Source organism: Pseudoalteromonas obscura (assembly GCF_030135505.1).
Classification (GTDB): Bacteria; Pseudomonadota; Gammaproteobacteria; order Enterobacterales; family Alteromonadaceae; genus Pseudoalteromonas; species Pseudoalteromonas obscura.
Window position 1 is genome coordinate 79,610 of record NZ_JASJUT010000004.1, and the last position, 21,829, is coordinate 101,438.

The 21,829-nt window shown below is 42.5% G+C and carries 21 protein-coding genes; 17 read left to right on the forward strand and 4 right to left on the reverse strand.

Features of this window, described 5'->3' with window-relative positions; translation table 11 throughout:
• The first annotated feature begins 34 nt into the window (after nucleotides 1-34).
• Genes QNM18_RS11720 through QNM18_RS11735 form a run of 4 tightly spaced genes read left to right on the forward strand, consistent with a single transcriptional unit; the run spans nucleotide 35 to nucleotide 4,294 of the window.
• A complete protein-coding gene (locus QNM18_RS11720; protein ID WP_023400822.1) occupies nucleotides 35-598 on the forward strand; it encodes a UPF0149 family protein in 564 nt (187 codons plus the stop codon).
• 2 nt (nucleotides 599-600) lie between these two features.
• A complete protein-coding gene (pepP, locus tag QNM18_RS11725) occupies nucleotides 601-1,914 on the forward strand; it encodes a Xaa-Pro aminopeptidase (protein ID WP_284137327.1) in 1,314 nt (437 codons plus the stop codon).
• Nucleotides 1,915-1,938: 24 nt separating this feature from the next.
• A complete protein-coding gene (gene ubiH / locus QNM18_RS11730; RefSeq protein WP_284137328.1) occupies nucleotides 1,939-3,117 on the forward strand; it encodes a 2-octaprenyl-6-methoxyphenyl hydroxylase in 1,179 nt (392 codons plus the stop codon).
• A gap of 10 nt (nucleotides 3,118-3,127) precedes the next feature.
• Nucleotides 3,128-4,294 (forward strand): FAD-dependent oxidoreductase, encoded by a 1,167-nt coding sequence (locus QNM18_RS11735; RefSeq protein WP_284137329.1) that lies wholly within the window; start codon nucleotides 3,128-3,130, stop codon nucleotides 4,292-4,294.
• 10 nt (nucleotides 4,295-4,304) lie between these two features.
• Here the strand turns inward: QNM18_RS11735 and QNM18_RS11740 are convergent, their stop codons facing one another.
• Nucleotides 4,305-5,150 (reverse strand): LysR family transcriptional regulator, encoded by an 846-nt coding sequence (locus QNM18_RS11740; protein WP_211011397.1) that lies wholly within the window; start codon nucleotides 5,148-5,150, stop codon nucleotides 4,305-4,307.
• Nucleotides 5,151-5,279: 129 nt separating this feature from the next.
• Here QNM18_RS11740 and QNM18_RS11745 point away from each other — a divergent pair, with 129 nt between their 5' ends.
• From QNM18_RS11745 to QNM18_RS11780, 8 genes are all read left to right on the forward strand, one after another.
• Entirely contained in the window at nucleotides 5,280-5,852 is a 573-nt protein-coding gene (locus tag QNM18_RS11745; RefSeq protein ID WP_284137330.1) for a hypothetical protein, read from the forward strand.
• A gap of 115 nt (nucleotides 5,853-5,967) precedes the next feature.
• Complete coding sequence (gene gcvT / locus QNM18_RS11750; RefSeq protein WP_211011395.1) at nucleotides 5,968-7,050, forward strand: glycine cleavage system aminomethyltransferase GcvT; 1,083 nt, start codon at nucleotides 5,968-5,970, stop codon at nucleotides 7,048-7,050.
• 62 nt (nucleotides 7,051-7,112) lie between these two features.
• Nucleotides 7,113-7,502: a glycine cleavage system protein GcvH gene (gene gcvH / locus QNM18_RS11755; protein WP_023400829.1), complete on the forward strand. Its 390-nt coding sequence runs from the start codon at nucleotides 7,113-7,115 to the stop codon at nucleotides 7,500-7,502.
• Nucleotides 7,503-7,681: 179 nt separating this feature from the next.
• Entirely contained in the window at nucleotides 7,682-10,579 is a 2,898-nt protein-coding gene (gene gcvP, locus QNM18_RS11760) for an aminomethyl-transferring glycine dehydrogenase (RefSeq protein ID WP_284137331.1), read from the forward strand.
• A gap of 881 nt (nucleotides 10,580-11,460) precedes the next feature.
• Nucleotides 11,461-12,354: a hypothetical protein gene (locus tag QNM18_RS11765; protein ID WP_284137332.1), complete on the forward strand. Its 894-nt coding sequence runs from the start codon at nucleotides 11,461-11,463 to the stop codon at nucleotides 12,352-12,354.
• A 197-nt stretch (nucleotides 12,355-12,551) separates the two neighbouring features.
• Nucleotides 12,552-14,120 (forward strand): DNA cytosine methyltransferase, encoded by a 1,569-nt coding sequence (locus tag QNM18_RS11770; protein WP_284137333.1) that lies wholly within the window; start codon nucleotides 12,552-12,554, stop codon nucleotides 14,118-14,120.
• Nucleotides 14,121-14,379: 259 nt separating this feature from the next.
• Nucleotides 14,380-14,823 (forward strand): acyl-CoA thioesterase, encoded by a 444-nt coding sequence (locus tag QNM18_RS11775; protein ID WP_284137334.1) that lies wholly within the window; start codon nucleotides 14,380-14,382, stop codon nucleotides 14,821-14,823.
• Nucleotides 14,824-14,962: 139 nt separating this feature from the next.
• The gene (locus tag QNM18_RS11780; RefSeq protein ID WP_284137335.1) at nucleotides 14,963-15,964 is read left to right on the forward strand and encodes a fatty acid desaturase; all 1,002 of its coding nucleotides are present in this window, start codon (nucleotides 14,963-14,965) and stop codon (nucleotides 15,962-15,964) included.
• A 183-nt stretch (nucleotides 15,965-16,147) separates the two neighbouring features.
• Here the strand turns inward: QNM18_RS11780 and QNM18_RS11785 are convergent, their stop codons facing one another.
• The gene (locus QNM18_RS11785; protein ID WP_284137483.1) at nucleotides 16,148-16,462 is read right to left on the reverse strand and encodes a hypothetical protein; all 315 of its coding nucleotides are present in this window, start codon (nucleotides 16,460-16,462) and stop codon (nucleotides 16,148-16,150) included.
• Between the two features lie 452 nt (nucleotides 16,463-16,914).
• Here QNM18_RS11785 and QNM18_RS11790 point away from each other — a divergent pair, with 452 nt between their 5' ends.
• From QNM18_RS11790 to QNM18_RS11800, 3 genes are read left to right on the forward strand one after another with little or no spacing between them, the layout of a single operon-like run.
• Nucleotides 16,915-17,184 (forward strand): hypothetical protein, encoded by a 270-nt coding sequence (locus QNM18_RS11790; protein ID WP_211011388.1) that lies wholly within the window; start codon nucleotides 16,915-16,917, stop codon nucleotides 17,182-17,184.
• Nucleotides 17,181-17,843 carry a LysE family translocator gene (locus QNM18_RS11795; RefSeq protein ID WP_284137336.1) on the forward strand — a complete coding sequence of 221 codons (663 nt, stop codon included), beginning with the start codon at nucleotides 17,181-17,183 and terminating at the stop codon, nucleotides 17,841-17,843. Before QNM18_RS11790 ends, QNM18_RS11795 begins: the two co-directional genes overlap by 4 nt.
• Nucleotides 17,840-18,340, forward strand: coding sequence for a GNAT family N-acetyltransferase (locus QNM18_RS11800; protein WP_211011386.1), 501 nt, complete (start codon nucleotides 17,840-17,842; stop codon nucleotides 18,338-18,340). Before QNM18_RS11795 ends, QNM18_RS11800 begins: the two co-directional genes overlap by 4 nt.
• 273 nt (nucleotides 18,341-18,613) lie before the next feature.
• Here the strand turns inward: QNM18_RS11800 and QNM18_RS11805 are convergent, their stop codons facing one another.
• The gene (locus QNM18_RS11805) at nucleotides 18,614-19,474 is read right to left on the reverse strand and encodes a hypothetical protein (RefSeq protein WP_284137337.1); all 861 of its coding nucleotides are present in this window, start codon (nucleotides 19,472-19,474) and stop codon (nucleotides 18,614-18,616) included.
• A gap of 390 nt (nucleotides 19,475-19,864) precedes the next feature.
• On the opposite strand from QNM18_RS11805, the gene QNM18_RS11810 reads away from it, so the two are divergent.
• Both QNM18_RS11810 and ppiC read left to right on the forward strand, forming a co-directional pair.
• The gene (locus QNM18_RS11810; RefSeq protein WP_211011384.1) at nucleotides 19,865-20,596 is read left to right on the forward strand and encodes an AAA family ATPase; all 732 of its coding nucleotides are present in this window, start codon (nucleotides 19,865-19,867) and stop codon (nucleotides 20,594-20,596) included.
• Between the two features lie 219 nt (nucleotides 20,597-20,815).
• A complete protein-coding gene (gene ppiC / locus QNM18_RS11815; protein WP_039612035.1) occupies nucleotides 20,816-21,094 on the forward strand; it encodes a peptidylprolyl isomerase PpiC in 279 nt (92 codons plus the stop codon).
• Nucleotides 21,095-21,239: 145 nt separating this feature from the next.
• On the opposite strand, the gene QNM18_RS11820 is transcribed toward ppiC, so the two are convergent.
• On the reverse strand, nucleotides 21,240-21,788 hold the full coding sequence (locus QNM18_RS11820; protein WP_284137338.1) for a hypothetical protein: 549 nt from the start codon (nucleotides 21,786-21,788) through the stop codon (nucleotides 21,240-21,242).
• Nucleotides 21,789-21,829 lie beyond the last annotated feature (41 nt).

The window sequence follows — 21,829 nt, forward strand, 5'->3', positions numbered from 1 at the left end:
ATTAACCTTATCAAGTGAATGAGAATTAAGCCTTATGATCGAATTAAAAGATTACCAGCAAGCACAGTTACTACTCGAAAAACACGGCATCTTTGTCGCACCTGCAGAAGTTCATGGCACTATTAGTGGCATTTTGGCCTGTGGCTTGAGTATTGATGATAAAGAATACTTAGGTTTACTCAGTGACGTATTCAATGACGGCCAAGCTTTCGGCGTTGAACTCAAAGGGTTTTTAGCCGAGTTATACAAGCTTGTGGTAGAGCGTTTTAATGATCCTGAACACACCTTTGAAGTTTATTTGCCAAATGGTGATGAAGCACTTATCGATCAAGCTAATGCGTTAGTCTCTTGGGTTTCAGGGTTTTTACTTGGCTTTGGTCTAAAGCAAAAAGACTATGGCAAGCTGTCTGATGACGTAAAAGAAGTGATCAGTGACTTCAGTGAGATCACTAAGCTTGATACACATTTCGATGATACAGAGGAAGACCAACAAGCATTTCATGAAGTGGTCGAGTATATTCGTGTTTCTGCGCTTTTATGCTTTGCAGAGATGGGCAGAGAGCAAGGAAATGGCGCAACATCAAAAACAGTGCACTAATTATGATAAAAAATGAAGAGTTTGTAGCACGTCGCACACGACTGCTAAACAGCCTAGATAGCAATGCGGTGGCGATTATTCCTGCGGCCGCAGAAATTACTCGCAGTCGTGATACTGAATTTCCATTTCGCCAAGACAGCGACTTTTTTTACTTAACAGGTTTCAAAGAGCCGGATGCCGTTCTGGTCTTACACAAAGACAAAGTAGGTAATGGCCGTACTATCTTATTTTGCCGCAATAAAGACAAACTAGCGGAGATTTGGCATGGTAGGCGAGTTGGCTTTGAAAAGGCCAAAACCCAGTTTGATATGGACGAAACCTATGCTTTAACAGATTTAGATGACGAATTATTAGCATTGGTGAATGGCTGTGCGACATTGTACTTTGGTCAGGGAACATATCCAATATTTGATGACAAGGTATGGAGTTTATTGAGCACACTGCGCGGTGCACCGAAAAAAGGCTATAAAGCACCAGAGACCATCAAGGATATCCGTCCCTTGGTACATGAAATGCGTTTGTTTAAGTCAGAGAGTGAAATTGCCGTGATGCGCAAGGCGGCGCAGATCAGCGCACAGGCGCATGTGCGAGCGATGCAATTTGCCAAGCCAGAAGCTACTGAGTATCAATTAGAAGCTGAAATACATCACCACTACGCGATGAATGGCGCGCGATACCCAGCATATGGCACCATTGTTGGTTCAGGTAACAATGCCAATATATTGCATTACACCGAAAATAGTGATGCGTTAAAGTCAGGGGATTTGATCTTGATCGACTCAGGATGTGAATTGGAAGGATATGCTGCTGACATAACACGGACTTTCCCGGTCAGTGGTCAGTTTAGCGCTGCGCAAACTGAAATTTATAACTTGGTACTCAAAGCGCAATTGGCGGCATTTGAAGAAGTAAAACCAGGTGGTACTTTAGTCAAAGCCAACAAGCAGGTTGTTCGTGTTTTAACTGAAGGCTTAATTGAACTGGGTATCCTTTCTGGCACCGTTGATGAGTTGGTCGAAGCACAAGCTTGCAAAGCATTTTATATGCATGGTGTAGGTCACTGGCTCGGTTTAGACGTGCATGATGTTGGTGAGTATAAGCTGGATGAGGCAGATCGACCGTTTGAAGCGGGTATGGTCTTGACCATTGAGCCCGGCTTATATTTCGATGAAGATGCTGAAGTGCCAGCACAGTACAAAGGCATTGGCGTGCGCATTGAGGATGATTTACTGATCACGCAAAATGGCCATGAAAACTTAACCGTTGATGTGCCAAAATCGATAGCAGAGATTGAAGCGCTGATGCAAAAAGCCTAACTGCAAGAATTGGGAGTATCAGGCTTGCAACAATTCGACGTACTTATTGTCGGTGGTGGCATGGCAGGTGCCACTGCTGCCGTCAGTATTAAAAAACAAATTCCCAACTGCCGTATTGCTGTGGTGGAAGCATTTGCCCCTAAAGCGCAAAGCCACCCAAGCTTTGACGAACGCTGCATTGCGCTGGCAGAACAGTCCGTTGATTACTTAAGTCAACTTAACCTCTTTAATAAAACCTGGCCTTTTGCTGAACCAATCTTAAAGGTCAATGTGTCTGATAGAGGTCATTTTGGGAAAGCGGCGATCACACCTCAAGAGTATCAAGTTGATGCATTGGGCTATGTGGTAGAAGTGAATCCATATGGTCAATTTTTGCACCAGCAATTGCAAAGCCAAGACATTTCTTTGTTTTGTCCTGCTAAGGTCACCTCATTAGTGCAGCATTTAGACTATGTTGAGGTGACGCTCGATAGTGATGAAGCAGTAAAATTACGGGCAAAACTACTGGTGGTTGCTGATGGAGCGCAATCACCGACACGAGAATTACTTAACCTCGAGTTTGATAGCTTTCCATATGAGCAAGGGGCATTAATTGCGAATGTGAAAGTGTCGCCTGAACATCAAGGTCAAGCTTTTGAGCGTTTTACATCACAGGGGCCTATTGCACTGTTACCTATGAGCGAAGGACGCTTCTCGGTAGCGTGGTGCATGAATCAAAGTGCGCTAGAGGAAGTATTAACGCTTGATGACAGCCAGTTTTTAACGCGTCTACAACAAGAGTTTGGCTATCGTGGTGGCCTGTTTGAAGCGGTAGGAACGCGCAGTCGTTATCCGCTTGTTCATGGACGTATCTCCAGTGTGGTACATCATCGTGTGGTCGTGATAGGTAATGCCGCCCACGCCATTCACCCGATTGCCGGTCAGGGTTTTAATCTTGGTATGCGTGATATTCAATGTTTGGTCACACAGCTAGAAGCAACAGAACTCGATAGTTGGGGCTGCCATGGGTTTACCCAAGCTTATAAAGTCGCTAGAGATCAAGACATCGGGCGAGTGATGACTTTGACTGATGGCCTTGTGAGGCTATTTTCCAACGAGTCTCGCAGCATCGCTTTTGGGCGTAGTTGCGGCTTGATGATGATCAGCCTGTTTCCCAATTTAAAAATGCCATTGGCTAGACAGCTAATGGGCCGAGTGCAATAGAGGAGCTCTCATGCAGCAAGTGCAAGTATGTATAGTCGGCGGTGGCTGTATTGGATTAACGCTGGCATTGGGTTTAGCACGACAAGGTATTTCGGTGATGGTGCTTGACGCCGGCGCTGCGCCACAGCCATTAAATGAAGACTATAGTGTGCGAGTCAGCGCGATCAGCCTTGCCAGTCAGCAACTGTTTGAATCATTGGATGTTTGGCAGGATATCTTTGCTAGTAGAGCAACGCCTTATACCGCAATGGATGTCAGAGATGCAGACAGCTTTGGCAAAATTGCGTTTGATGCACACGCTTTACAGCTCCCCGAGCTGGGTCACATCATTGAAAACGATGGTATTCGCTATGCGTTGTACAATAAGCTACAGGCATATGAACACGTCACGCTGGCGTTTGAAAGCCGCTATCAAACGATTCATCAAACAGATACCGATGTGCTGATCACGTTAGCGTCTGGCATGCCAGTAATGAGCAAGCTGCTGGTGGCTGCCGATGGCGCAAACTCTGGAGTGCGTAAGTTATTTGATATGCCGCTGAGCTTTTGGGATTACGACCACCATGCAATTGTGGCCACGGTCAAAACCGATAGTGCCCATCAGCATACGGCACGTCAGGTATTTTTACCGACAGGTCCTTTGGCATTTTTGCCATTGCGTGAAGACAATATGCATTCCATTGTTTGGTCAACGTCTCCTGAGCATGCTAAGCAGCTTATGGCGCAAAGCCCTAGCGAGTTTAATAAGTCTTTGTCCGTCGCCATAGATATGCAATGTGGATTGTGTGAAGTGCAAAGTGACAGAGCAGTGTTTCCACTTACTATGCGCTACGCCCAGCAATGGTTAAAAGGTCGTGTGGTATTAATGGGAGATGCAGCCCATACCATTCACCCATTAGCAGGTTTAGGCATGAATTTAGGCTTAAAAGATGCAGCGCATTTAATTCACGCATTGGGTGAGCAGAACCAGGAGTTTGCCGCACATAAAGTACTCAGAGAGTACGAGCGTGCGCGCAAGTTGGATGCACAAAAGCACATTGCTATGATGCAGGGCCTTAAAGACTTATTTGAGGGCGCGCACCCGGCTAAAAAGCTCATCCGAGGCTTGGGTTTGAGCTTAGTTGATAATTTAGGTCCGATCAAAAACCTGTTTGTAAAGCAGGCTGTAGGGCAGTAAGGGTGCTGCGTTACGACAAACGTAACGCGATAAACTCAGCGAGTTTGTTTACAGCGTGGGCGGACTCCTGAGTATTTTTGATTAAACTGATCCCTATTTCGCCAAGCATCGGCAAGTCATGGGTATATTCTTGATAAGATAATTCGCTCGGTACGGTATTTTTGGCTAAAACCGTGATCCCCAACCCTTCGTTTAACGCCGCTATCAGGCCGGTTAAGTCTGCATTGCTGTATACGATACGAAATGGACGGCCGCTTTGTTGCAGCGCTTCAATAGCACGACGTCGATAAATACAGCCCTCTGGTGCGGTGACTAAGGTGATGACATCTTTTTTTGCTAGCGTTAAGTCGCCAACCCAGACCAATTGATCGCGCATAAATATAGGGTGGGTTACAGATTCTAGCTCTTCATTTAACGCCAAAACCAGATCAAATTGATCTTGTCTAGATACCGAAAGTAAATGCTTGCTAAGCCTTGATTTTACTTCCAGTGCTACATCTGGATACAGAGAGACAAAGTCACCGATGATGGCCGGTAGAATACGCGCGGCAAACTCACTAGGGATCCCTAAGCGCACGCGACCTGTGACGCTTTCAGAAGTAAATTGTTGCAAGATGGCGTCATTATATTGCAGCATCTGCTTTGCTTGCGGCAATAGGAGTTCACCGTACTGATTAAGCACTTGACGCTGGCCTTGTTTTTTAAACAACTTACATCCAAGTAAGTCTTCTAAGCGACGGATCTGCAAACTTACGGCTGGTTGGGACAAGCCGAGCAATTCACCTGCTTTTGCAAAACCTCCGACCTCTACAACCGTGACAAGTGTCCGTAGGCCATCAATTGATAAGTTCTTCATATTTAAAAAAGCTATTTATAAATCTTGAATACATTAATATTATTTATCAATTGATAAATAATTACAATTTGTTGTTGGTTATCTGCCACCCTATACTTTTGTCCATCTTAATTTCACTAAGGTGGTTGTATGACGTTTTCTCCGATAATTTTTGCCAAACACCGTCAAGGGACTGTACCAACAAAGAATGCTTACAGTTCACAGGCAGGTCAAGTGGTATTAGATTTTAGTGGCTTTGAAACGACGCCTTTCCTTAATCAAGAGCTTGGCATCAACTTAAACAAGTTGATAGCGCCCGGTCTTGGTATTCAAGGCACATTTGCCAACGGTCACCGCTACGCGGTTTACTACTTTAGTGAAACAGCTTATCGCTTTATTTTGGATCAAGACGCTGCATCAACTTTACAAGTGTTAGTTGAGCAGCATGAGCACGAGTACGATATTGAACTTGTACGTCGAGAAGACTTAGTCATCGCACAGCTCTGTGGCAACGCTGCATTTGATTCATTATTAACAAACTTTTCGCTCACACCTGGCTTAGGTATTTCAGATCTACAAGCTTGTTATGGCAAACAAAGTGGTGATGTATTTATCACTACGTTACTGCAAGATGGTGTGCAGCAGCATCAACTTATCGCGCAGCAAGCCCCGCTTTCAGCGTGGCAAAAAAAGCTCAGCGCTGAAGGTTTTTGCGTAAATTAATTCCGTGCATTTGAGTTGGTCACCAGCTCAAGATTAACCCCTTCGAGGTTTTTACCTCGATTATATGTAAAGCACCTAAAGTGACTTACATAACACAAAAAAGTGAAGGACAAGTATGACTTCTAAAACAGTACTACATGCTAAGCACCTAGAAGCAGGCGCTAAAATGGTTGATTTCCACGGTTGGGAAATGCCAATCAACTATGGTTCACAAATCGAAGAGCACCACGCAGTGCGTCAAGATGCGGGCATGTTTGATGTATCGCACATGACCATTGTGGATGTGAAAGGTGCTGATGCACAAGCGTTCTTACGCAAGCTTGTGGCAAACGATGTTGCAAAGCTGACCGTGCCTGGTAAAGCGCTATACACTGGCATGTTGAATGAGCAAGGTGGTGTTATTGACGACCTTATCATCTACTTCTTCACAGAAACGGATTATCGTCTAGTTGTAAATTCTGCAACGCGTGAAAAAGACCTTGCACACATTGGTGCAGTTGCCGCTGATTTTGAAGTGACAGTCACCGAGCGTCCTGAGTACGCCATGATTGCAGTACAAGGTCCAAATGCAAAAGAAAAAACAGCGACTATCTTAAATGATGAGCAGCGTGCAGCAGTTGAAGGCATGAAACCATTCTTTGGTGCTCAAGCTGGAAAACTATTCATTGCAACAACTGGTTATACTGGTGAAGCAGGCTACGAAATCGTTGTTCATAACGACGATGCAGCAGAACTTTGGCAGCAATTACTAGATGCAGGTGTGCGTCCGGCTGGCTTAGGTGCACGTGATACGCTACGTTTAGAAGCGGGCATGAACTTGTACGGCTCTGATATGGATGAAACGGTTTCTCCACTGGCTGCTAATATGGCTTGGACCATCGCTTGGGAACCAGAAGATCGTGATTTCATCGGCCGTAAAGTAGTTGAGCAACAACGTGCTGATAAGAGTACTGATAAGCTGGTTGGCTTGGTGCTTGAAAGCAAAGGTGTATTGCGCGGCGGCTCTAAAGTTATCGTAGAAGGTGGCGAAGGTGTTATAACTTCTGGTACATTCTCTCCGACTTTAGGTTTTAGCGTGGCATTGGCACGTGTTCCTCGTTCAACAGGGGAAACTGCACAAGTTGAAATGCGCAAAAAGCTAGTAGACGTTAAAGTTGTGAAGCCTAGCTTCGTACGTAACGGTAAGTCAGTGATCTAAGATCATTGTAACGAGTAGAATTATGGGCGGTTGCCCAACTAAAACGACCAAAGGAACAAAAAATGAGCAACATTCCTAGCGAGTTAAAATACGCATCTTCACACGAATGGGTTCGCAGCGAAGGCGACGGTGTATTCACTGTAGGTATTACTGAGCATGCACAAGAGCTTCTAGGCGACATGGTATTTGTTGACCTACCTGACGTTGATGACGAAGTAGATGCTGGCGAAGATTGTGCAGTTGCTGAGTCTGTAAAAGCGGCTTCTGATATCTACGCACCAATCACTGGTACTATCGTTGAAATCAACGAAGAGCTAGAAGATTCGCCAGAATCTGTTAACAACGACCCATATGGCGACGGTTGGTTATTCAAAGTTAAAGCGTCTGACGAGTCAGAGCTTGAAAACCTACTTGACCACGAAGGTTACAAAAACTCAATCGACGAAGACTAATTCGTTGTGTGATTAAAAGCCCCATTTTTTGGGGCTTTTGTTGTTAAATCAAACCGTTTTGGTTTGGTTAACGCTCAAAGCATTATCTGTGACTGCGTTACCAAGGCCTTTGTCTGGCAAAGATGTCAGGCATCAATGCAGGAACACCCATTTTATTTGGATCATAGGAATCTGGACTAATGTCAAACGCCAAATCTCTTGAACAATTAGAGCAAAAGCAAGACTTTATTCGTCGCCACATCGGCCCGAATGCCGCACAAGTAAGCGAGATGCTTGCTGAGCTTGGAGTATCAAGTGTTGAAGAGCTGATCGGTCAAACGGTACCTGACTCTATTCGTTTAGAAACAGGTCTTAAGATTGGTGAAAGCCGTACTGAAGTTGAAACGCTGAGCTACCTAAAATCAGTAGCAAGCCAAAACAAAGTATTTAAATCATACATCGGCCAAGGTTATCACCCAACACACGTGCCTAATGTTATTCTACGTAACGTGTTAGAAAACCCAGGTTGGTACACAGCGTATACGCCATACCAGCCAGAGATCGCACAAGGGCGTTTGGAGTCTCTTCTTAACTTCCAAACACTGACTATGGATGTTACAGGCCTAGATTTGGCAAGTGCATCTTTGCTTGATGAGTCTACAGCTGCAGCAGAGGCTATGGCCCTAGCTAAGCGAGTAGCAAAAGCGAAAAAAGCAAACACCTTCTTTATTGCAGATGACGTACACACACAAACAATCGACGTAGTAAGCACCCGTGCTGAACAGTTTGGTTTTGAAGTTGTTGTAGCGCCTGCAAGCGATGTGGCAAACCACGAGATCTTTGGTGCACTATTCCAGTACCCATCAACATCTGGTGAAGTGGTAGACCTCACAGACCTTATCGCACAAGTACAAGACAAAAAAGCGATTGCCTGTGTTGCGGCAGACATCATGAGTTTAATGCTATTAAAAGCGCCGGGTAAACTAGGTGCTGACGTGGTGCTTGGTTCTGCACAGCGTTTTGGTGTACCTATGGGGTACGGTGGTCCACACGCGGCATTCTTTGCAACACGTGACAAGTACAAGCGTTCACTACCTGGTCGTATCATCGGTGTTTCTAAAGACCGTTTAGGCAACGACGCATTACGTATGGCGATGCAGACGCGTGAGCAGCACATCCGCCGTGAAAAAGCGAACTCAAACATTTGTACAGCGCAGGTATTGCTAGCGAACATGGCTGCATTCTATGCGGTGTACCATGGTCCACAAGGCCTTAAGACGATTGCACAGCGTATCAACCGCTTTGCAAGCATCTTGGCGACTGGCCTTAAATCAAAAGGCGTTGCACTGAAGCACGACACTTGGTTTGATACCATCACAGTTGTAGCAGAAGAAGCAGACAAAAAAGCCGTTGTAGCACGTGCTGTTGCAAATCAAGTTAACTTTGCAATTAACCATGCAGGCGAGTACTCAATCGCACTGAATGAGACAACAACACGCGCTGACATCACAGAATTATTTGACATCATCCTAGGCGAAGGCCATGGTCTTGATGTAGCTGCGCTTGACGCAGAGGTTGCGGCAAACGGCATCACAGGTATTCCAGCAAGCTTGGTGCGTGATGACGAGATCCTAACCCATTCAAACTTTAATGAGTATCACAGCGAAACTGAAATGCTGCGTTACATCAAGCGTTTAGAGAACAAAGATTTAGCATTGAACCACTCAATGATCTCTTTGGGCTCTTGTACTATGAAGCTAAACGCGACAGCGGAGATGATCCCAGTAACCTGGCCTGAATTCGCTGAGCTTCACCCATTCTGTCCACTTGAGCAAGCACAAGGTTATCAAACAATGATGACTGAGCTGCATGACTGGCTTGTAAATATCACAGGCTACGATGCAGTTTCACTACAGCCAAACTCAGGTGCACAAGGCGAATACGCGGGTCTTATCGCTATTCGTAAATACCATGAGTCACGTGGCGAAGGTCACCGTAACGTATGTTTGATCCCAAGCTCTGCACACGGTACGAACCCAGCGTCTGCACAAATGGCAAGCATGAAGGTTGTGGTTGTTGGTTGTGACGACAAAGGGAATATCGACCTTGACGATTTACGTGCAAAAGCAGAAGAAGTGTCTGAGAACCTATCTTGCATCATGGTTACTTACCCGTCTACACACGGTGTATACGAAGAGACTATCCGTGAAGTATGTGATGTTGTTCACCAGCACGGCGGTCAAGTATACATGGACGGCGCGAACATGAACGCGCAAGTTGGCGTTACAAGCCCGGGCTTCATCGGCTCTGACGTATCGCACTTAAACCTACACAAAACGTTCTGTATCCCACACGGTGGTGGTGGTCCAGGTGTTGGTCCTATCGGTGTTAAATCGCACCTTGCGCCATTTATGCCTAACCACAGCATCATCAATGTTGCAGGTACCACAGAAGGCAACGGTGCAGTATCTGCAGCGCCTTACGGCTCAGCGGCGATTCTACCTATCTCATGGGCATACATTGCCATGATGGGCAGCGAAGGTCTTAAGCAAGCAACTGAAATGGCGATTGTAAACGCAAACTACCTAACGGCTAAACTAGCGGATCACTACCCAGTGTTATATCGCGGCCGTAATGACCGTGTTGCACACGAATGTATTGTTGACTTACGTCCACTTAAAGAAGCATCTGGCATTACTGAAATGGATGTGGCGAAGCGTCTTATGGACTATGGCTTCCATGCACCGACTATGTCATTCCCAGTTGCAGGCACGTTAATGATCGAGCCAACTGAGTCTGAATCTAAGGTTGAAATTGACCGCTTTATCGAAGCGATGATCTCAATCCGTAAAGAGATTGCGAAGGTTGAGTCAGGCGAGTGGTCTGTTGAGAACAATCCACTTGTGTTTGCTCCGCACACACAAGCTGATGTACTTGGCAACGAGTGGGAGCGTGCATATGACCGCTTCTATGCTGCATTCCCTGTACCAGCGGTAGCAAAAGACAAGTTCTGGCCAACGGTAACGCGTATCGATGACGTATACGGTGACCGTAACCTTATCTGTTCATGTCCAGCTGTTGAGACATATGCAGAGTAATTGATATCTGATTGTCGGGAGCAGTCCTGACATGGATTTTGATTTGAAAACCGCCTTAAGAAATTAAGGCGGTTTTTTTGTGGTGGGGTGGGTCTAGCTGGAGTTTGATCTCCGTCATTCTGACGGAGAGCAGGAGCCATTTTGCAGAGGTACTAGGCTTAGCTGAAATCTTCCCCTCGTTATCCTGACGAAGGCCAGGAACCATTGTGCAGAGGTGCTGGGTTCAGCTGCAATCTTCCCCTCGTCATCCTGACGAAAGTCAGGAACCATTTTGCAGAGGTATTTGGTTTAGCTGTAATCTGACCCTCGTCATCCTGACGAAAGTCAGGATCCATTTTGCAGAGATGCTGAGTTCAGCTGCAATCCCACCCTCGTCATCCTGACGAAGGTCAGGATCCATTTTACAGAGGTATTAGGTTCAGCTGCAATCTGACCCTCGTCATCCTGACGGAGGTCAGGATCGACGTGTGTCAGGGCAATCAGTTTAACAACCGTTAATATGTTGACAGCTGCCTTCAGCTAAACATTTTGTCGCGTTGGCGACGACAACCAAAGAGGGGCTGGCGCTGGCCCCTCTCTGGACTCTCCCAGCGCCCCGCTATCACGCTTAATCTTCAAAACACTATTGATGTGAACGTAAACCCCATGTATTCGCCATCCTTGGGGAAATCATGGCTTGACTCGCATCCATGCGAGCGCATTACTCATCAATTGCTTATTTTCAGGCGTGATCGAAGGGGAGTGGAGTTGTCTGTGGGGTTGTTTGCTAGGAGGAAGTATCAATAACATAGGACCTTTTAATTACATTTAATTATGATTTTACTGGAGTTTTTATATGAAATACTTAATATAAGGAATAATCACAATAAGAAGGATCCTGTATGAACGCTATCGAGCAGTTAAGGCGTGAAGTTGTTACAGACTTACACAAGCTCTCCACATTAAAAAAAGTTTGGCCAACTTGGCTTGAGTCAATTCAAAGTGTTTTTCAGAACCAGCAACCTACAAATAAAACGATTAGAATCCTTGGTAATTCCCTATATGATATTTTTTCTGGAACTTCTGATGGTTCTAGATCTCAAAAAGAAGTCTCTGGTGGCGGGGCTGCGTGGGAAGCACTAGTGTGTTGGTATCTCAATTTGTGCTTGATAGGAAGTCGAACTGTCGTAATTAAGGCTAAAAAAGCACACATACCAGAGTCAATTCTCCATTCCATAAGTGTAAATTATGGCAATTTTAAATCTAATACAGAAAGTGACCTTCTAGCAATAACATTTCCATTAGGTACAGAGCTTAATGAGTCCTCGTACAGCTCGAAAACAAAATTGCTTGCTGCATTAGAAGAGGTTGTGCACTCAAAGTTTCATGAAACTGAGTTGACCGTAATTCAGTGTAAAACTAACTGGAATGATAATGCTCAAATACCTATGCTTTGGGATTTAATTTATTCATCTAAGGGGTTTTCATCAGAAGCGACAGTTGGCAGTCATGGCTATTCTCATGAGCAGCTTAAGAAATTCTCCTATGCATTTGTGACTGTACCAACGGTAAAACCTGAGGGTATTAAAAATACTTCAACATGTGTGAAGCGTGTGCAAAACCTTTCAGGTGGTAATTTTTGGGGATTACCAAGTAAAACAGGCGTTGCAATGAATGTTGTCGATATTTTGGACAAGAACTTTAAAAGCGCTTTAAATGATTATCAAAAGGGGTGGAATTTTGAGATTAGTGAAAAAGTTAAAGAGCTCAATAAATGTAACTACTTCAAGCTTTAATACGTTGAAATGGCGATAGGTCAACTATTTGGCGGTCACAAATTTTATGTGATGTTTAATGAATAGCTGTTAGCGATAGTGCTACGGCTGGTCACAAATAGTTATTATATTAAATCTTCATGTTTTTTCATTTTAACCTGGTTTTTTATACAGTGTTACGTTAGAATTCACTTTGAATTTGCTATTGGAGTTTTTGGGTGAGTCATATTGAGCTGTTTGCAGGTTGTGGTGGTCTATCATTAGGGTTAGAGAGTGTTGGTTTTAAGTTAATATTAGGGAATGAACTTTCTCCAATGGCTGCTGAGACCTACGCATATAACTTTTTCAATGAAGACTTAAGTGATTTAGCATCTAAAAATGATAGCTCCAAACATGTAATCTGGATTAACAGTAAATTTGAAAGCCTTTCAGATAGGTTAAGGGAAAACCCTCAAAATTACCCACCTTTAGATGAGCAAGGGTACAGTGATTTACCAAAAAACAATACTGATTTTGAAGGTCGTTTAATTGTAGGCAGCATTAGAGAGTTAAATAAGTTGTTAACTCAGCGTGCCGATCTTGGTGAGACTCTTCACAATAGCTTTGGTCGAGAGGAACTGACCTTAGTGTCTGGTGGGCCACCTTGTCAGAGCTTTAGTATGGCTGGTGCTAGAAAGAAAGACTGCGATAAGAATACTTTGCCTTTAGATTTTGTTAATTTTGTCAGCCATGTCTCTCCTAAATTTGTGCTGCTTGAGAATGTGACAGGTATTCTCAGGGCATTTTCAGACGATAAAGGATTGAAATTTCACGCATGGTATGAAGTAGCAAAAGCTTTTGCTGCTATTGATTACGTTCCGCTATGTTTGCATATCAATGCTAAATATGCAGGAGTGGCGCAAAGTCGTCCTAGGTTTATTTTAATTGCAATCAGAAAAGATATTCATGCTAATTTATTGCAAAGCTCAGAACTAACAGACGCAAGCCTTGAATTACTTAAATCATCTATTAATTTTTGTGATTTAGTAACCTGTAAGGGCGTAGAGTTAGAGTTTGGTCACTTGAGCTACTTCGATATCGAGCGGACTCCCCACCTGTTTCGAAACACTTTTTTAAGCCCACTTATCGACAATGACAGTATATCTGTGCAAGATGCGATTGATGATCTGCGCGTAGATGGTTCCGAACCTTCTAACTTTGTCCAAGAGCTGAACACTACTTTTGATCTTCCAAGCCGCACAGAAGTTTTCAACCATGAACTCAGGAAAAATGGAGAGCTAGTCCAAAGGCGTTTTAGGTTATATCAAGTTTTGCAACAGGTAAATAGTAGAGCTGTCAGCAAAGAGGTATTCGCAGTTTTGCGAGGAGAGAGTGAGTCGATTTCGCATGATACGTGGGTTCAACTGCATACTTTTGAATATTTAAACTTTGAAAATGAGTTACAAGTATTCGGGACTCACGAAAGCTTTATTGATTACTTGAAACTTCATCCAACTAAGAAGCAAACTCAACGAGCGTTAAATGCTCAACAACCAGCTCCAGCAGCACTTTCTATTCCAGATGATGCTTGCCACTATCATCAAGATGAGCTTCGTACACTGACTGTTCGAGAAATGGCTCGTATTCAATCATTCCCAGATAATTTCGTGTTTAGATCTAAGGTTACTACTGGAGGTCAGATGAGGAAGTTTGAAGTTCCTCAATATACCCAAGTAGGTAATGCAGTTCCTCCTTTACTAGGTAGAAAGCTTGGGCAAGTGATTAATTTTTTGAACAGCATAGAATAAAGTGATTAATAAAATGGAACAGAGTAATTTTATTCAAATCAATCAAAGGGATCAGATTCATTTGATCCTACCTTTTAATGAGACTGCAGTCTTATAAGAGTTTGGTTGGGGAAAGAGTACTGTGCATTTTTAAAATCATTTACTCTGACCCCATTGATTCCATCCCGCGCAAAAGTGCATTTTGCAACTGAACTAACCTTGCTACTGGTACGATGAGTTGTTACGCTCAAAATAAATAATCATAATTTGAGGCTGCGTCATGCAGGAGTTTTTCGAAAAGTATGCAATTAACACAAAAGTTAATGTGGTATGGGGTGAAATGGATGCGTTAGGGCATGTGAATAACGTGTCGTATTTTCGTTATTTCGAAACCGCGCGCATTGATTTTTTAAAGCAAACCGGTTTGCTTTCTATATTATCTGAGCCCAGCCATAGCCCGGTTCTGCGTGATACTTATGCGCAATACAAGCGACCGGTTACTTTTCCTGATACTTTGTATATTGGTTCATATATTACTGACATCAAAGAAGATCGTTTTACCATGCGCTACGAGGCGTTGAGTGAATCACAGCAAGCAATATGTACAACAGGGTACGCAACTGTGGTGATGTTCAATATGAAAACAGGGCAAAAAGCGCCCATTCCAGAAGATATGCTGACGATACTTAAGCAATACGAGATGCAATCAAAAGGGTCAGAGTAATTTGATCGGGATTTTAATTAACCCGCTGTTTTTTGTCTTGATATGAAGGGGGAAGCGTAAAGTGAATTTGAAAAACCATTTACTCTGACCCCATTGATTCCGGTATGATTCTAATATCAACTATTTAGTACAGCTATCAATGTCAAAATTAACAGCGAATCAGAACATCAATGCGATAGTGACAGCGATAAAAGCCGAAGAGGCATCGCTTAGGGCGCGTTATCCAATCCTTAAATGGCAAAACGGTATTGCCATGGTCATACTATTGTTGTCATTGAGTTCATTTATTGGTGTTGCGACGCTGTATTATGTTGCGGTGATACCTGCGTGGCTGTGTATTATTTTAGTTGCCTTTGTTACTTCTATTGCCCATGAACTTGAGCATGATCTGCTCCATAAGCAGTATTTTAGTAAGCGTCCATTTATACATAACTTTATGATGCTAATTGTGTGGTTGATGCGCCCCAATACGGTGAACCCTTGGTATCGCAGGCAGATCCATTTACATCATCATAAAGTCTCTGGTACTTCACAAGACTTAGAGGAGCGTCTGGTGGGTAATGGTATTAAGTCTCCATTTTTGAGAGCCGTTGTGGTCGCTGATGGGCTGCTGGGTTTATTGATTAATTCAAAGCGTTTTAGTGAAGAAATACGTGACTTTAAGTTTTTTCAGGTCTTTAATGCAGGTGTTCCGCTTGCGACGACTTACTTTGCAATCTTACATTGTGTGATTGTTTATTATGTGCTGCAATTTGTTCACCCATTTGAATTACCTGCATGGGGAGTGGAGTTGCTTGCAGTTGCTGAATTCTTGATGGTGGTACTGATTGTACCAAATATTATTCGCTCAACCTCTCTTAATTTAATTACATCTTCAATGCACTACTATGGTGGTGTGAATAATGTGTTAGAGCAAACACATGTGATCACCAGTCGCTGGTTTTTACCTTTTCAGCTCTTTTGTTTTGACTTTGGCCGTACACATACCATTCATCACTTCGCGCCAAATCAACCCTTTTATATTCGGCAATTGATAAGCCAAAAAATACGGCCAGTTATGGCCCAGCACGGAGTGCGTTTTGATGACTTACAAAGCTTAAAGCATGCAAATCAATACTTAGAAAATGAGTCGAGTAGTTGATTTTAGTGTTAGTCAGTCAAAAGGGGGGTAGAGTCATATGAGCCCTTTCAAAATACTCGCTTTAATTGTTACTTTAAAAGGCCATTAGCTCGTTTCGCTACAGCCCAAATGAGGTCGTTCATCCCACATAGCATGAACGATCAACGACTCTGACCCCATTGTTTTTTTAAGCTCTGTTTTGCATTAATGCACGGTAATAGGCAAATCATTAACCACCAATGACTGGCCATTTTTCTGGGCGCGCTGAAAGCTTGATATTAAAACGTCATTGGACAAGGAGCTGATATCGTCGACCTCTTCAACCATGCAAAACGTGATGGAGTCCCAACCTAAATCTTGGATAAAGGTTTTAAGGTTGTTGATATTATCTTTGTAGTTCTTATCGGTCGTTAACAGGCCGATAGAGTGCTTGTTGCCGAGTTTGTATTTATTTTGATTTGTGGTCGAGCATTTTGCATAGCCGCTCAATACATATACGGTATTTGTGCTTTCATTCATGGTGGTGACATCACTCATTTGAATTTTTGTTCTTAGTGAATTTCTAATGCATTTTTTAAACCAAACTTTCTAAGTAGCATGAGATTGGCTATCTAAGCCGCGAAAACAGTGGATAAAAACTATTTTCTTTATGCCAGCAGAGGCCATTCTCAATCAAGGTGTCAATTTTTTGCAGATGGAGTATGAGGAGCAATTTGTTGGAGTATAGGAAATTAAAAGGGCCAATATCGCTTAAGCTTACTTAAAATCTTTTATTTCAATGAACACTGTAAATTCAACGTATGGTGTGTGTAAGTACTTACAATGGTTTGGGCTCCCATTAATTTGTAGATATGAGAAAGGCTCTTGTTGTTTGAGTCAATCATTCATAGCCCACATACAAAAAAGCTTTTAATACATTTTACTTGTGGTACATTGTTACCATGGTAACAATGTTGAGGTGGGTTGTTAAAATGGAAAAACGAAATAAACAAGAGAAATTGGAAAGGGTACAAACTGGTCTAAGAATGGAGAAGAGATTAGTTAAAGTTCTAAAGGCAACTGCTGAACTGTACGATATGAGTTTAGGTGAATTGATAGAGAGCATTGCATTGCATGCATTTGATGGAGCGCCAGCCTTCGAAGAAGACACCATAAAAAAAATATCAAAATTCAAAGAGATTTACGGGCTTGAATACGAACGTCATGATTCGCGTCTATTTCAAAAAAATAATGAGAAGTGAGCCTTTGTTATTTTCTTGGAGGTAGTGTGGATATCACAACGTGGATATTTTTTTGTATAGCTGAACTTATCTTATGTATTTCTCCTGGACCGGCTGTATTTTATGTCGCTTCTCATGGAGTCAGTTCGGGATATAAAGCCAGTGTTTCAGCTGCGTTTGGAGTGGTTGGTGGAAGTGCGATATATTTTTTAATATCTGCAACGGGAATTAATACCGTACTTTCATCTTCAGATACTTTTTTCTTTTTTGTGAAATGGGCTGGTGCGGCATATTTACTATGGATAGGCATTAATCTATTCCTAGAAAAAAGCGCTCTCAATAAAGTTCAAGGTGCAATTTCAGTAAATGTTTACAAAGCGTTTAAAGGGGGGTTATTTATAGAGCTGTCAAACCCTAAAACGCTCCTGTTTTTTGTTGCAATTTTGCCTCAATTTATAGATGAGTCAAAACCATTTTTATCTCAATTACTGATTTTAGGACTTACAAGCATTGTCATTGAATTATTGTGTTTGCTGCTATATGCCCAGTTAAGTAGCAAAGTAAATGAAAAGGTTACGAGTGAATCTGTGACGGCGATAATGAATAAATTAAGTGCAGTTATGCTGATTTCAATTGGTGTAAGTTTAACATTCATTGATCAACTAACAGGAGATGCATGAAAATTAATACGGTACAAACTGAGCGTCTTACTTTACGCCAGTGGCATGAAAAGGACTTTGAACACTACGCTATGTTTTATCAACATAATTTAGATGCAAAGTATGTAGGTGGTCGGAAAGATAGAGAAGGCGCTTGGCGTAATTTAACTATGTTGATTGGGCATTGGCAACTGAATGGTTTTGGATATTATGCTGTAGAAGAAAAATCTACTAAGAAATTTGTAGGGTGCGTGGGGCTATGGAAGTCGCCAGCTTGGCCTGAATTAGAGTTGGGGTATTGGTTGGTTTCTGAAGCTCGCGGCCAAGGTTATGCGCAAGAAGCTGGACGGCAGTGTATTGAGTTGGCGAGAAACAGCTTGAAAGCAAAAAGCTTAGTGAGTTATATCGATCCTAAAAACAGCGCATCCAAAAATGTTGCTCTAAGCCTTGGTGCACGATATGAAGAAACTATAACGCTACATACCCATGGACGACACTGTGTATTTCGTTATTTTTAACATAGCTAAGTTATAGGTAGTTAGATCAGGCACGGAAGTAAATTATATTTAGCTTGAAGAGCATCTAGGGGGTTGTCCTGATGTGTGGATAGTCATTTATGAGCCACTATTCTCTTATTGTTACATTGAGGTGATCATAAACATATGACACGTAGCAAAATAGTTCAGGGCAGCTTGGGTTTATTGATGGGAAAAAACAGTACCAAGATGTGTATCTTGGTTTGAAAAGAAGTAAGGAAAACCTCTAAAAATTGCTCAGTAAATTTTTGGCCGCTATTTTTTGTTACCAAGTTCTATCCACAGCTGTTTGTCATCAACCTGTGCAGACTTAGGTAGAAACGGATTATCTATGGTTAATATCGTTTTATTATCCCATTTACTAAGGGGAAACAAATGCTTAGTCGTAGGATGAGTTTGCATATATTTATCAAAGCTTCCATCTTTGATTGCCAGCATTAAACCCGACTTCAGGTCATTGATGAGCTGAGAGTTATCTTTATGGGTAAAAAAATACATTGGGAACCGATAGTGCAAAATAACATCATCAAAGACCATTAACTTAGGCATAATTTGTTGTCGGATTTCTACTTCAGAGAAGGCCTCATTGATCCCTCTGGGAAAGGCTTTACATCTATCTGCATAGACTTGCTTAAACATGTTTTCATATACAACGTTGGTGATCACGCTCAGGCCTGCGGCTAGCATGATGTCTGTATCGGGCCAGTGCTGTCCCTGACACAAAGTCGTATTTTTTAGCGATTTTAAAGATTTGATCTGAGAAAAAAGCTGTTCATTATCTTGATGAATAGTAAAAACGCGATACCCGAGTAGCCCTTTAATCAGTGGGATACGCACCACCCCCAACTCAGACTCTCTTTGTTGGTTGGTACCTGCCCAGTATAAGTCAATTAAACGATTAGACTGCAGTTCAAAGAGCGCTCTGTCCTGCACCATATAAGGTGAAAATTGAATTCTAATTGGCTTGTTTAGTTTATCGAAAGCCAGCTCTATGAGTCCTACATAGTAATTGTGAGTACTATCATACTCTGACTGACTGCCTCGCACGCGAATTGTCTCTGTCGCAATAGACGCCTGGCTTACTAGCAATAACCAAATGAGTATGAACTTGTACATTGGTCTCTCATCATTGTTGCCCAATACTATTAGCGTAGTGCATCTTTGGAAATTGCGTCGTGTTCATCTGATTATTTACTTTGTTACTCGCTGGCACCATGTCTTGTAAGGTTCAAGAATCAAAAGGGTCAGAGTCGTTGATCCCATTCAAAAAAACACTTGGCTCGAGACAGTGATTCAATATCCGAAGCTGGAGCTGCGTTAAAACCCTGAACGAGGTCAATAAGTGTAAACCTTAAATTTATCAATGACTCTGACCCCATTGATATTGGGCAGCTTGTGGGTCGATTCAGAAGGTGATAGCGTAGCGATTTATTTTTTAGAGTGTTTGTTCAAAATTACTTGTTTTGGCGAACATTGATACTAACAATACACAGCGGCACAGAAAGCATGAGTTTTACAGATAGGCCTTACCTCAGAGAAATTCAGTTAAAGCGTGACAATATTGACAGCTTCGAGGTTTATCCTTTTAATATTCCAGCGATTAGAGAGCTAGACTACATAGAGTTCCATGCCGATGTTACCTTTTTTGTAGGGGAGAATGGGGCGGGCAAGTCTACACTCATCGAGGCGATTGCGGTGGCTATGGGATTTAACGCTGAAGGTGGCACTAAACAGTCAACATTTACTACCAATAAAACCCATTCTTCACTTTATGAGTACCTTAAGCCAATTAAGAGTTTTAAACACCCAAGAGATGGGTACTTTCTTCGAGCTGAGAGCTTTTACAACCTTGCGACGCTTATGGATGAAGTGGGATATCTGAGTAGCTATGGTGGAAAATCTCTACACCAGCAATCACACGGAGAGTCCTTTATGGCGACTTTGGTAAACAAGTTACGAGGCGATGGTTTATACATTATGGATGAGCCCGAGGCTGCCCTATCACCTGCACGTCAGATGGCGGCAGTGTCAGCTATCCACCAATTAGTTGAAGAAAACTCTCAATTTATTATAGCGACCCACTCGCCAATTTTGTTGGCATACCCTAGAGCAAAAATTTATCAGTTTTCACAGACAGGTATAAGTGAAGTCAAATACGAAGACACTGAACACTACACAATTACAAAGGATTTTTTGAATCATCATGAGCAGATGATGAAAGTTCTGATGGAAGAGTAAACTAATCTAAGGGAGTTGTGAGGGCGGAGTCAAATGTATTTGCAGCTGAGTTTTAGGGCAGGCCTTTTTATCTTCTGCTGCATTAGCGACTAAATTATAACTTGGTCTTTATTCCATTCACTTGGATTGAGTACTTTGGCGCTCATCTTTGACAACGTATTGGTGTATTATTGTGTTTAATTAATAGTGCAATAATTTACACAGTGAGCATAGAGTCATATGGCCAGTACAGCGCATGCGTTACACATCTTGGTAAAGCATAAAGAGCAAGCGGAAGATATTCTCAAACAGCTAAAAAAAGGAGCAAAGTTTCAAACTTTAGCGAAGAAGCATTCAACTTGCCCATCAGGTAAAAAGGGCGGTGATTTAGGTGAGTTTAGACGCGGCACCATGGTTCCTCAGTTTGATAAAGTTTGTTTCTCTTGTGAAGTGCTAACTCCGCAGTTGGTCAAAACTAAATTTGGTTGGCATATCATTAAAGTGCTGTATCGAACTTAAATAATGCTCAAAAGGCTTAAGGTTTGATCTAAAATGATAACGGAGTGGCCTTACCACATAATACTCGCTGTAGGTGTTATACAAAAAGCACGTAGCTTCGTTGATTGTAATCAACGAAGCTAGCATCCAATGCTGTCAAATACCTTTATTCAGCTGCGGTTTTTGGCGCCTTTAATCGAAGGATGAGTGGTTTGATACAGAAATGTGCAAAAACAGATACCACTACAAATATCACTACGCCAACAAATGGGATCATAGGGCCTGTAAAATATGCTCCACCTAACACGTAACCGACAATCGCTTCAATTCTGTATAACGGCACAAAGAGCGAAATAAATGTGATGGCCATTAATATAGACAGTGCAGCTGTTGAATAACCTAGGCTAAAAATAGTCGACTGAGCAATGCTAATAAGTAACATGGCTAAAAAGCTTATGTAAGCCGCTTTATGATAATCGGCTCGGGCCTGTTTATCTGTTAGATGCTGACTTCTTTTTTCAATACTGTAAGCGGTGATCCATACTAAAAATGGTAAAATCACAAGACCCCACCAATTTGACAGACCTGGCATATCCTCTCGAGCTAAAAAGTGATGGGTGACGACACCGCCATTTAAGCTTTCCCATATCAAAAGGGCTATTTGACACGCAATGGCTGTTGCCATTAGGTAGTTTCTTATTGTTTTTATTTCCATAACACAGTTCCTTATCTCATTCAGTAAGTGCATAGTCATAT